This is a genomic window from Oceanicola granulosus HTCC2516 (genome assembly GCF_000153305.1).
GTDB lineage: Bacteria > Pseudomonadota > Alphaproteobacteria > Rhodobacterales > Rhodobacteraceae > Oceanicola > Oceanicola granulosus.
Window position 1 is genome coordinate 1,190,374 of sequence record NZ_CH724107.1, and the last position, 11,582, is coordinate 1,201,955.

At 70.6% G+C, this 11,582-nt stretch carries 12 protein-coding genes; 2 read left to right on the plus strand and 10 right to left on the minus strand.

From position 1 onward, the window contains the following. Positions 1 to 116 precede the first annotated feature (116 nt). The 4 genes from OG2516_RS05590 to OG2516_RS05605 are packed head-to-tail and all read right to left on the minus strand — an operon-like array spanning position 117 to position 4,453. Positions 117 to 1,067, minus strand: coding sequence for an ABC transporter substrate-binding protein (locus OG2516_RS05590; RefSeq protein WP_007254658.1), 951 nt, complete (start codon positions 1,065 to 1,067; stop codon positions 117 to 119). Positions 1,068 to 1,119: 52 nt separating this feature from the next. Next, positions 1,120 to 2,130: an ABC transporter permease gene (locus OG2516_RS05595; protein ID WP_007254659.1), complete on the minus strand. Its 1,011-nt coding sequence runs from the start codon at positions 2,128 to 2,130 to the stop codon at positions 1,120 to 1,122. Next, positions 2,127 to 3,632 carry a sugar ABC transporter ATP-binding protein gene (locus tag OG2516_RS05600; protein ID WP_007254660.1) on the minus strand — a complete coding sequence of 502 codons (1,506 nt, stop codon included), beginning with the start codon at positions 3,630 to 3,632 and terminating at the stop codon, positions 2,127 to 2,129. Before OG2516_RS05600 ends, OG2516_RS05595 begins: the two co-directional genes overlap by 4 nt. Then, positions 3,629 to 4,453 (minus strand): amidohydrolase family protein, encoded by an 825-nt coding sequence (locus OG2516_RS05605; protein WP_245544273.1) that lies wholly within the window; start codon positions 4,451 to 4,453, stop codon positions 3,629 to 3,631. The genes OG2516_RS05600 and OG2516_RS05605 overlap by 4 nt, the downstream gene beginning before the upstream one ends. A 249-nt stretch (positions 4,454 to 4,702) precedes the next feature. On the opposite strand from OG2516_RS05605, the gene OG2516_RS05610 reads away from it, so the two are divergent. Continuing rightward, positions 4,703 to 4,978 (plus strand): hypothetical protein, encoded by a 276-nt coding sequence (locus OG2516_RS05610; protein WP_007254662.1) that lies wholly within the window; start codon positions 4,703 to 4,705, stop codon positions 4,976 to 4,978. A gap of 52 nt (positions 4,979 to 5,030) precedes the next feature. Here the strand turns inward: OG2516_RS05610 and uxuA are convergent, their stop codons facing one another. Further along, positions 5,031 to 6,242, minus strand: coding sequence for a mannonate dehydratase (uxuA, locus tag OG2516_RS05615; RefSeq protein ID WP_040614986.1), 1,212 nt, complete (start codon positions 6,240 to 6,242; stop codon positions 5,031 to 5,033). Positions 6,243 to 6,338: 96 nt separating this feature from the next. Further along, on the minus strand, positions 6,339 to 6,989 hold the full coding sequence (gene otnC, locus OG2516_RS05620; protein WP_007254664.1) for a 3-oxo-tetronate 4-phosphate decarboxylase: 651 nt from the start codon (positions 6,987 to 6,989) through the stop codon (positions 6,339 to 6,341). A gap of 125 nt (positions 6,990 to 7,114) precedes the next feature. Between otnC and OG2516_RS05625 the strand changes: the two genes are divergently transcribed. Further along, complete coding sequence (locus OG2516_RS05625; protein ID WP_007254665.1) at positions 7,115 to 7,885, plus strand: WecB/TagA/CpsF family glycosyltransferase; 771 nt, start codon at positions 7,115 to 7,117, stop codon at positions 7,883 to 7,885. On the opposite strand, the gene OG2516_RS05630 is transcribed toward OG2516_RS05625, so the two are convergent. From OG2516_RS05630 to OG2516_RS05645, 4 genes are all read right to left on the minus strand, one after another. Next, on the minus strand, positions 7,886 to 9,025 hold the full coding sequence (locus OG2516_RS05630) for a phage head spike fiber domain-containing protein (RefSeq protein ID WP_007254666.1): 1,140 nt from the start codon (positions 9,023 to 9,025) through the stop codon (positions 7,886 to 7,888). After that, positions 9,022 to 9,291, minus strand: coding sequence for a spike base protein, RCAP_Rcc01079 family (locus tag OG2516_RS05635; RefSeq protein WP_007254667.1), 270 nt, complete (start codon positions 9,289 to 9,291; stop codon positions 9,022 to 9,024). The genes OG2516_RS05630 and OG2516_RS05635 overlap by 4 nt, the downstream gene beginning before the upstream one ends. Before the next feature lie 63 nt (positions 9,292 to 9,354). Beyond that, complete coding sequence (locus tag OG2516_RS05640; protein ID WP_007254668.1) at positions 9,355 to 10,287, minus strand: glycosyltransferase family 2 protein; 933 nt, start codon at positions 10,285 to 10,287, stop codon at positions 9,355 to 9,357. Beyond that, on the minus strand, positions 10,284 to 11,525 hold the full coding sequence (locus tag OG2516_RS05645) for an O-antigen ligase family protein (protein WP_007254669.1): 1,242 nt from the start codon (positions 11,523 to 11,525) through the stop codon (positions 10,284 to 10,286). The genes OG2516_RS05640 and OG2516_RS05645 overlap by 4 nt, the downstream gene beginning before the upstream one ends. Between the last annotated feature and the right edge of the window lie 57 nt (positions 11,526 to 11,582).

Sequence of the window (11,582 nt, forward strand, 5' to 3'; positions counted from 1 at the left end):
CGCAAGGCGTCCAGTGCCGTTCATGTCATGAAGTTCCGATGCGCGGGCGCGCCAGGCGTCCATCGCCCGGCGCGCCTGCGGAGCCGGGCGCCGCTGAGGGCGCCCGGCGTGCGGGTTTACTGGTAGAGGACCGCGGCGATCTCGGGATCGTCGATGTTGGTCTGGTCGTACCAGTAGAAGCCGGTGTCGATATCGGCCGGGACCTCCTCGCCGCGGGCGGCGGCGACGGCGGCCTTCACGGTCTCGTAGCCGATGCCGACCGGGTTCTGGGTGATCGCGCCGGCCATGACGCCGTCGCGGATCGCGTCGATCTGGGCCTGGCCGCTGTCGTAGCCGACGATCACGATGTCTTCCGCACCGCTCTCGCGCACGCCGTTGACGACGCCGATGGCCGAGCCCTCGTTGGTGCCGAAGATGCCGGCGAGATCGGGGTGCGCGGCGAGCAGCGCGCGGGTGATCTCGGTCGACTCGAGCTGGTCGCCGCCGCCGTACTCGATGGCGACGATCTCGATGTCGGGATACGCCTCCTCGATCTGGTCGACGAAGCCGTCGCGGCGGTCGACCCCGGTGCGAGAGGTCTGGTCGTGGGCGACCACGGCGACCTGGCCGCTGCCGCCGATCAGCTCGGCCATCTTGTCGGCCGCGAGCGCCGCGGCGGCGACGTTGTCGGTGGCGGCGGTGGCGACGGGGATGTCGCTGTCGACGCCGCTGTCGAAGGCGATGACGGCGACGCCGGCATCCTGCGCCTGGCGCAGCAGCGGGATCGCGGCCTGGCTGTCGAGCGCGGCGAAGCCGATCGCGGCCGGGTTGTTGGCGAGCGCGGCGGCGAGCATGTCCATCTGCTTGTCGACCTGGCTCTCGTTGTCGGGGCCCTCGAAGGTCACGCGCACGCCGAGCTCCTCGGCGGCCTGCTCCGCGCCCTGGTTCACGGCCTGCCAGAACTGGTGCTGGAAGCCCTTGGAGATGAGCGGAATGTAGAGCTCGCCGTCCTGGGCCTTGGCGGCGGTGGCGCCGAGGGTGAGGGCGAGCGCTGTGGCTGCGGTGGTGAAGTGGCGTCTCGTGAACATGGGGTCCTCCTCTGGGTTCACTTGGTCCTGCCCCGCGTCTGGCGCGCGGGTGTCAGCTCGGGTCGCGCCGGCGGAGCTGGTCCGCGTAGACGGCGACGATGATGATGGCGCCGGTGACGACGGTCTGCCATTCGGGCGCGACGGAGAGCACCCGCAGCCCGTTGGTCAGCACCGCCATGATGAGCGCGCCGATCAGGGTGCCGAGGATCGTCCCCCGTCCCCCCGACAGGCTGGTGCCGCCGATGACGACCGCGGCGATGGCCTCGAGCTCGTAGCCGAGGCCGAGCGCCGGCTGGGCCGAATTGAGGCGGCTCGCGATCAGCAGGCCGGCGATGCCGACGATGGCGCCGGAGACGGCGTAGATCGCCATCTTCCAGGCGTCGGCGTTGACGCCCGACAGCCGCACCGCCTCCTCGTTGGAGCCGAGCGCGAAGGTGTAGCGGCCCAGCACTGTGCGGCTCAGGATCCAGGCGACGACGCCGGCGACGATGAACAGGATCAGCACCCCGTTGGGCACCGGGAAGCCCGGGATCACCGCGCCGATGAGCGAGCCGCGCGAGATGAGGTCGAAGCCGGGGGTGTCGTTGAAGTAGATCGGCCGGGTGCCGGTGACGATCAGCGACAGGCCCTTGAGGATCAGCATCATGCCGAGCGTGGCGATGAAGGGCGGGATCTTCATCTTGGCCACGAAGGTGCCCGAGGCGAGGCCCGAGAGCATCCCCGTGGCGATGGCGGTGACGACGCCGAGGATCAGCGGCGCGCCGAGCCATGTCAGCACCACGCCGGTCATCACCGCGCAGAAGGTCATCAGCGTGCCGATCGACAGGTCGATGCCGCCGGTGATGATGATGAGCGTCACCGCGATGGCGAGCACGCCGTTGACCGAGGCCGCCTGCAGGATCGCCATGATGTTGGAGACCTGGAAGAAGTTCGGGCTGGCGATGGAGAAGACGATCACCAGCGCGATGAGGCTGGCGAAGGCGAGCAGCTTCTGCTGCGCGCTGCCGCGGCGGGCGGCCTTGGCGCCGGTGGCCGGCTCGGCGGTCGTGTCGGCGGAAGTCATTGAGCCGTCATCCTTTCTCGCTGTGTGGCAAGCGCCATGATCTCTTCCTGCGAGGCGCCGCCGGGCAGGATGCCGGTCAGCCGGCCCTCGCACATCACCGCGATGCGGTGGGACACGCGCAGCACCTCGGGCAGCTCGCTCGAGATGACGATGATCGCCTTGCCCCGCGCCGCGAGGTCGGCGAGCAGGCGGTAGATCTCGGCCTTGGCGCCGACATCGATGCCGCGGGTCGGCTCGTCGAACATCAGGATGTCGCAGTCGCGCAGCAGCCACTTGGCGATGACCACCTTCTGCTGGTTGCCGCCCGAGAGCAGCCGCACCTCCTGCCGGTCGTGCGGCGTGCGGATGTTGAGCGTGTCGATGTAGTCCTTCGCGACGCCCTCGAGGCGGCGCTCGTCGATGCGCCAGGCGCGGTCGCGGTAGCGGTCCATGCTGGCCAGCGCGATGTTGGCGCGCACGTCGAGCCCGAGGGCGAGACCGTAATGCTTGCGGTCTTCCGACAGGTAGCCGATCCCGGCCCGCACCGCGTCGCGCGGGCTGCGGATGGTGACGCGCCGGCCGTGCACGACGATCTCGCCCGCGTCCGGCGGCTCGGCCCCGAAGATGGCGCGCGCGAGCTCGGTGCGGCCCGCGCCCATGAGGCCGGCGAAGCCGAGGATCTCGCCCTGCTTGAGATCGAAGCTGATGTCGTGCAGGTCGCGCCCGCGGCTGAGGTGGCGCACCTCGAGCGCCGTCTCGGCGGCGGAGAGATCGGGGATGGCGACGCTCTCGTCGGCGATCTCGCGGCCCACCATCATGGTGATGATCTCCGAGATGGGCGTGTCGGCGGCCTCGACCGTGCCCACGTGCGCGCCGTCGCGCATCACCGTCACGCGGTCGGAGATGCGGCGGATCTCGTCCATCTTGTGGCTGATGTAGATGATCCCCACCCCCTCGTCGCGCAGGCGGCGGATGATGGTGAACAGCTCGTCGATCTCGCTGTTGGTCAGCGCCGCCGTCGGCTCGTCCATGATCAGCACGCGCGAGCGGAACGACAGCGCCTTGGCGATCTCGACCATCTGCTGGCGCGCCACGGTGAGCGAGGAGACGGGCGTGCGCGGGTCCATCCGCACGTTCATGCTCTCGAAGATCGCGGCGGCGTCGGCGTTGAGTTTGGCCTCGTCGATCCGCCCGAAGCTGCGCCGGGGCTCGCGCCCGATCCAGATGTTCTGCGCCACGTTGAGGTCGCGCATCAGCGCGAGCTCCTGGTGGATGATGCCGATCCCGAGTTCCTGTGCCGCCTTCGGCCCGGTCAGGTCGGCCTCCTGCCCGTCGATCAGGATGCGCCCGCCGTCGGGGCGGTAGATGCCCGACAGGCACTTCATCAGCGTCGACTTGCCCGCGCCGTTCTCGCCCATCAGCGCGTGCACCTCGCCGGCGCGGAGATCGAAATCCACCGCCTTCAGCGCATGGACGCCGGGGAAGCGCTTGTCGACGCCCTCCATGCGCACGAGGTCGGTCATGGCGCCACACCGTAGAAGCCGGCCGCGTTGTCGTGCAGGATCGCCCGGCGCTCGCGCTCGGAGAGCGGCGCGAGGAGCCTGTCGGTCAGCTCGCGCCACGTCTGCCAGGAGGCGGCGAGGGTCAGCACAGGCCAGTCGCTGCCCCACATGAGCCGCTCGGGGCCGAACCAGTCGAGCAGCCGCTCGAGGATGGCCTGCAGCGCCGGGAGCGGGTCGGCGCGCTCCGCCTCGGAGAGCTCGGTCAGCAGGCCCGAGAGCTTGCAGCGCACGTGCGGCAGCCGCGCCAGCGCGGCCATCCCCTCTTCCCAGCCGGGCCGGGCCCCGGGCTGCGGCTTGGCGGCGTGATCGACGACGAGCGGCAGGTCGGGCCGCGCGGCGGCGAAGGCCTCGAGCATCGGCAGGTGGCGCTCCGTCACCAGCGCGTCGAAGCGCAGGCCGAGCTCCTGCAGCGTGTCGAGCGCCTCGGGGCAGGCCTCCTCGAGTAGCCAGTCGGTCTGCGCGATGTCCTGCAGCATGGGGCGCACGCCCTTGAACGCCGGGTTCGCGGCGAGCCGCCGCAGCGTCTCCCCTGCCCCGTCCTCGGCGAGATCGATCCAGCCGACGACGCCGGCGATGGGCGAGCCCGCGCGCTCGGCGAGCGACAGCAGGAATTCCGTCTCCGCCACGCTCGGCGCCGCCTGCACCGCGATCAGCCGTGCCTCGCCGGGGTAGTCCGGAAGGTCGAAGTCCCGGCGGATCGGCTGCAGCGGGCCGCCCTCGCCGTCAAGCCAGCCATAGTCGCCGCGCGACAAGTGCCAGAAATGGCAATGAGAATCGATCAACGCCAGCGCCCCTCTCCCCTGGACCGGATCGGTCGTTCAAGCCACCATAGCCGCTATTGCGCCGGCCGTGGGGACCGAAGTGTCCTGTTCATATCTGACGACACTACTCGTATAAGAATATTTTGGCAACGATCCATGCGCTCCGCAGGTGCCCGCTCCGCCCCGGTTCCAGAAGATCGGAAAAAGTCTTGAAACTTTATTGCGCCTCGTCGGGTTACGAAGTTGTGAACCTGAACGAAGGAGACACCAATGACTTTCATGAAAGGCGCCACCGCCATCGCGCTTCTGTCCCTCACCGGCGTCGCCGCGTGCGATGAAGCCATGATGGGCACCCGCCCGATGTCGGAGCCGCAGGTCGGCCTCGCCGCCGCCGATGCGCTCGACCTCGCCAGCGCCCAGCGCCTCTACCCGAACATGACCGCTGTCGAGTTCGCCGAGCTGGACGACGACGGCAACGGCATCCTCGACGCGCAGGAGCAGCGCGACATCGAGGACTTCGACATCGACGACCGCATCGAGGGCTGAGCCCTCTCCGCCCATGGCCCCGGCCGCCTCGTGCGGCCCGGGGCCATGCGGCCTACAGCCCGTGCTCGGGATGCGACAGCGCGGCCAGCACGCCGCGCAGCTCCGCCAGCCCCTTGAGCCGCCCGATCGCCGGATAGCCCGGCTGCACCTTCCGCGTGAGATCGTCGAGAATGTCCTGCCCGTGATCGGGCCGGAACGGGATCGACACGTTCGCCCGCCCCGCCTGCTCGCGCTTGCGCTCCTCGCGCAGCACCGCCGCGATCAGCGCCACCATGTCGGTGCTTCCGCGCAGGTGCTCGTCCTCGTAGAAGGAGCACGGCACCGCCTCGGTATCGCGGGTGACGTTCCTCAGGTGCAGGAAGTGGACCCGGTCGCCCAGCCGCTCCATGATCCCCGGCAGGTCGTTCTCCGGCCGCGCGCCGAGCGAGCCGGAGCACAGCGTGATGCCGTTGGCCGGCACGTCGACCGCCTCCATCACCGCCCGGTAATCCTCCTCGGTCGACATGATCCGCGGCAGCCCGAGCAGCGAGAACGGCGGATCGTCGGGGTGGCAGCACATGCGCAGCCCCAGCCGCTCGGCCTCGGGCGCGACCTCGGCGAGGAAATCGACGAGGTGGCCGCGCAAGGTCTCGGTGGGCATGCCGTCGTACTCGGCGAGGTGAGCGCGCACGTCGTCGAGGGTGAAGTGCTCGGCGGTCCCGGGCAGGCCGAAGACGATGTTCTTCGCAAGCTGCTCCCGCCGCTCGCCGGACATCTTCGCGAACCGCTCCCCGGCGATCTCCGCGACGCCCTCTGGGAAGCTCTCGGCCGCGCCGGGGCGCTCGAGGATGTGGATGTCGAAGGCGGCGAAGTCGTGCAGGTCGAAGCGCATGGCGGTGCCGCCATGGCCGACGCGGTAGGCGAGGTCGGTGCGGGTCCAGTCGAGCACCGGCATGAAATTGTAGCAGATCGTCTCGATGCCGGCGGCGGCGAGGTTGGCGAGGCTGAGTTTGTAATTCTCGATATGCGCGCGCCAGTCGCCCGTCTGCTTCTTGATGTCCTCCGTCACCGGCAGGCTCTCGACCACCTCCCAGGCGAGCCCCGAGGCGCTGCCGTCGGCGCGCGTGGCGATCTCGCGCTGGCGCCGCGCGATCTCCTCGGCGCTCCAGACATCGCCCGTGGGCAGGTGATGCAGCGCCGAAACGACGCCCTCGACCCCGGCCTGCAGCATCTCGTCGACGCCCACGCCATCTGCCGGTCCGAACCAGCGCCATGTCTGCCGCATCTCGTTGTCCCCTCTCTCAATGCGCGATCTTCGTAGCGCAAGCCGGGTGGGGCTGCCAGAAGACGGAGAGAAATCGATCCGCGCGCGGGGCCGGCGCTAGTCGTCCCACTGCACGTCGAACCGCTCGACCAGCGCCCCGACCTGCGCGGCGCTGAGCCCCCGCGGGTTCATGCCGCGCGTCAGCAGCGCCAGGCGCGCCGTGTCCTCGAGCTCCTCGATGGCGTTGCACGCCGCCTCCACGTCGCGCCCCGCGACGACGGGGCCGTGGTTGGCCAGCATCACCGCCGAGCGCTTGCCCGCGAGCCCGCGCACCGCCGCGCCCATCGCCGGATCGCCCGGCAGGAAGAACGGCAGCAGCTTGACCCGGCCGAGCTTCATGATCGCGTACGGGGTCAGCGGGGGCAGAAAATTCTCCGCGTCCACCTCGGGCAGCATCGACAGCGCGACGGAGTGGCACGCGTGCAGGTGCACCACCGCCCCCGCGCTCGAGCGGGTCTCGTAGAAGGCGCTGTGGAGCGCCATCTCCTTGGTCGGCGGATCGCCCTCGACCAGCGTGCCGCCGGCGTCGAAGCGGCTCAGCCGGCCCGGGTCAAGCCGGCCGAAGCTGGTCCCGGTCGGGCTGACCAGCAGGCCGCCGTCGTCGGTGCGCGCCGAGATGTTGCCGGTGCTGCCGCCGGTCAGGCCCCGGTCGAACATCGACTTCGCAAGCAGGCACATCTGCTCGCGCAACTGGCTCTCGCTGCTCATTTTCCCCTCCATGCCCCCTGCCCCGCCTCGTTACCGGCTCTGCCGCCGACGCACAAGCTGAGCCCTATGGACAGGCGGGCGAACTAACGCTAAGGTTGCATCGGGAGTCGGGGCAGGAGTACCTTATGGTAGAGCCTCTCGACCCCCTCACCCGTTTCGAAAACAGCCCCAAGCGCCGTGTCGGCGACGTGGACGTCGACTGCGTCTCGCGCGCCGACCTCGTCGCCTGGTGCGCCGCCGACATCGCCGCCGCACGCCATCCGCCCCGGCTGGTCATGGACCTCAACGGCCACGCCCTCTCCCTCGCGCGCCGCGATCCGGCCTATCGCGCCTGTCTCGCCGCCGCCGATATCGTCCACGCCGACGGCGGCTTCCTCGTCACGCTCTCGCGGCACCGCGCCGGGCCGGCGATCCCCGAGCGCTCGGCGACCACGGACATGATCCACGACTTCGCCCGCGCCTTCTCGGACGGCACCGGCAGCTTCTACCTCCTCGGCGGCCCCGAGGAGATCAACGCCGCCTGCGCCCGCGAACTGCGCCGCCGCTATCCGGGCCTCGCCATCGCCGGCCGCCGCCATGGCTTCTTCGGCCACGAGGACGAGCACGGCATCATCGACCACATCAACCGCAGCGGAGCCGACATCGTCTGGATCGGCCTCGGCAAGCCCCGCGAACAGGCCATCGCCCGCCGCTGGCGCGACCGTCTCACGGCGCGCTGGGTCATCACCTGCGGCGGCTGTTTCAACTACGTCACCGGCCACTACCGCCGTGCCCCCGGCTGGATGCAGCGGGCCAACCTCGAATGGCTCCACCGGCTTTGCACCGACCCGCGCCGGCTCGCCCGCCGCTATGCCGTCACCAGTCCGCACGCGCTCTGGATCGCGCTGCACGGCTGATCAGACGGCCCTGTCGAACAAGGTGCAGCGCCGCACCAGCCCGTGCGCCGGCCCCAGCCGCAGGCGCGCGGCCCCGCCCAGGTCGACCGCCGCGCCCGCCGCGTCGATCCCGTCGAGCTGCAGCACCGCGCCCGCCGGCTCCCAGCGCAGCCCGATCTTCGCGGCCTGGCCGAAGCCGACCGGGTCCGGGTGGGTGATGCTCGTCGCGCCGGCGACGAGTGCGAGGGTGCCGGCCGCGTCGCAGCTGATCGCTGCCAGCGCCGTACCGTCCGCCGCCTCGAACGCCAGCAGGCCGGACGCCGCGCCGGCCAGCTCATCGAGCTCGATGTAGGCGGCGCCCCGCGCGGGCGAGAACCAGGGGCCGAGGCTCATCGACGGCGCGTCGGCCGGGCGTGTCGCCACCGCGTCCGTCGTCGGGATCAGCCCGGTCGCCCCGCTCCCGGCCTCGATCTGCGCCGCGTACCCGACGACATCCTCACCCGCGATACCGCTTGCCGGGCCGAGCCCGAATGACACGTCTGCCCGCGATGTGGGGATCGAAACATCGAACCCGACCCGCCAGACGCCGCCCAGGTCGACCTGCTCGAGATTGGCCACCGTCCCGCCGGACTGGTAGCTCGCCGCCAGCGCGCCGATCTCGCCGTCGACCACGAGGTCGAGACCGGTCCCATAGAGCTCGATCCGCGCGCGCCCCGAGCTGCCCCACGCGATCCACACCGTCGCCCGGTATGCGCCCGGCCCGAGCGTGAAGCGATTGCCGTAGGCGCGGCCCCACGTCGTGGTGCCGCTCGCGATCCGGGCGCCCGCGAGCCCGCCGAACCCGCTCCCGGTGGCGGCGGCGATGGACGTCCCGCCGTTCGTGCTCCACCCGCCGGGGGCGATCGCGGAGGGGAAGACGAGGTTGCTCCGCTCCGGCTCGAGCAGCAGGCCCGGGCCGCCACCGAACCAGACCGATCGATCGAGACGCGCGCCGGCGAGCGGCGCGGCGACGGAGCGACCGGCGATGCGCCAGTCCCGGTCGCCGAACTCGAGCGCCGCCATCGGCAGCCGGCCCCCGTGCCCGGCCATCGCCGCCTCCTCGCCCGGTGCGAAACGCGGCGCGCTCCAGGCGACCGCCGAGACATCGCGCAGGATGGTCATGCAAGCACCAGCGCGTGGAGGCCCGTCGCCGTCGTACCCGTCGCCAGCACGCGGCTCGCCCCGACGGGCAGGATGCTCAGCGCCCCGACCGCCACGGTCCGGACCTCGCCGCGCGCCGTCTCGAAGACGATCGTGCCTGCCGTCTCGCTGTAGAGGCCGATCGCCGTGTGGCTGAGCGACTGGCTGTCGTCCGGCGTCACGGGCAGGATATCCGACGCGGGGCCGGAGAGCGGCAGAGCGCGCCCGGACATGAAGGGGTTGGTCATCGTTTGGCTCCGGTGAGTGGCATGTCGTGGGCGGGACCATAGGCGACAGCCGTTAGCGGCCGGCTAAGGCGGCGCGCGTTGCCTGCGCCTGCCGCAGACGGCGACCACGACGTTGGCCAGCCGTCGGTAAAGCGGGCGGGGCACGAGGCATCGCAGCGCCTGTCGCGCGCAGACGGCGGCGGGCACGCCCGCTTCCCGCCATCCGGACCAGATGTAGCTCAGCGCGAGCAGGAGCTGGGTCTCGGCCAGGTAGTAGGCCAGGACCGTCGCGCGATATCCCGCTGCCGCACGCGCCGTCATCAGCGGAGCGGCGCGCGCCAGCCAGGCGGCCGGTGCCGACGCGCCCGGAGCGCGCGAGGTTCGCCCGGCCTCCTCGCGATCGACCCAGACCGTCAGCGGCGTCGGCACCATCTCGAAGCGCGCGCCGGCCGCGGCGAGGCGCACGCAGAGGTCGAGGTCCTGCCCCTTGCGCAGCGCCGGATCGAACCGAACCGCCCGCAGCAGATCCGCCCGGGCCATGATCGTCGACGTCTGGATGAAGCAGTTGGCGACGAACAGGTACTCCGCGACCGGCTCGTTGCAGCCGATCGCCCGCTCCGGCCTGACCCAGCGGCGGGCGCTGCCCCGATCCACCAGCGCCTGCGAGTAGAGCACCGCATCGGGCCCGGCGCGCCTTGCGTGCGCGAAGTAGAGCTGCAGCTTGTCCAGCAGGAAAAGGTCGTCACTGTCGAGCAGCGCGATCCACTCGCCGCGCGCCGCGTCGATGCCGGTATTCCGGGCCGCGCCACCACCACCGTTCCGCCGCCGGATCAGGCGGAACCGCGCATCGGCCAGCGCACCGACCTCGGCGGCGAGCCTGTCGCCGTCGTCCGAGCCGTCGTCGATCACGAGGCACTCGAAGTCTCCGAAAGTCTGCTTCTGGACGGACACCAACGTCGGCCGGATGCTCGCGGCGCGATTGTAGCAGGGGATGACGACGCTGATCCGCGGACTCATTCACCGTCCTCCAACACGGGCAGCTGGCGCAGGACGCCGTAGGCGAACAGGAAGACGATCCAGTCCGGCCGGTCCCGGTCGAGGAGGCCGACCTCCAGCAGGCCATGCAGCCAGGTGAAGAGGATGAGGCCGATGCAGGCGAAGCGCGCGTTGCCGTGGGCGCTCGTGGCCATGAGGAAGCATCGGGACGGGACGACGACGATGGCGGCGACGAAGAGCGCCAGCCCGATCAACCCGATGGAGACCAGCATCTCCAGCAGCACGTTGTGGGCATGGGGGAGGATGGCGAGGAAAGCCAAGTCCGAATTCCGCGCGAGGGGGCTCGCCCAGCCCAGCTGGAAGACTGATTGGAAGCCAAAACCGGACCAGACCTGTTCCTGCGCCAGCGACAGGAGCGTCGCCCAGATGAGGCCGCGCCCGGTGAAGCTGTCCGGCGACAACGCGGGTGTCGTTGATTGGGCGAGATACAGCAGTGCAAGGGCCGTCAGCGCCAGGACGCAGACGAAGAGGCCGAAGAACAGTGATTCGAAACCGCCCCGCCGGCGGGTGAAGATCATTCCGCGCCAGATGAAGAATGACGCGGCCAATCCCGTTGCCAGCGAGGTCTTGGAGCCGCTCATCACCAGCAGGAACAACAGGAGTGCGGCTTCCGCCCAGAGCGCGCCGCGCGAGCGTCCGCCGGGGGCGCATAGCTGGTGGACGACGAGGATCAGGCCCGGGGCGAGGACCGATCCGAAGATGTTCTTGTGGTAGAACACGCCGCGCCAGTCGCCGACGATCGTCGCCTCGCGGTCTCCCGGTTGATGGATCGCGAGATCCGGCACCAGGACAGCCGCGGCGAGGCTCGCGATCGCGAGGGCGACAATCCCCTGCCGCAGCCGGCCCAGGACCTGCAGCGGTGAGCCGAAGGTGGTCAGCAACAGGACCGTCATCGCGATGACCAGCGTCAGGATATACCGCCGCGCCGCGATGGGGGGCTCGACCGCCCAGGTGACGCTGAGGCCGGCCCAGGCGAACAGCGCGAGCAACGACAGCGAGAACAGGCCGCGCCATCGCGACAGCGGCGTGGCCCGCAGGGCGAGCAGGACGACGGAGCAGAAAACGGCGAGGTAGACGCCTTGACGCAATGCCGTCCCCTCCCCCGTCTCGAGCACCGATTCGAGCGCGACCCGCGGCTGCAGGCTTCCGTTGACCCGCAGGAACAGCAGCGCCGGCACCAGGCAGAGCGCCGCCTCCATGAGCCATCGGAGGCGCACGTGGCCGGCCCACAACGATCTCCTCCCAATGGCGTCCAT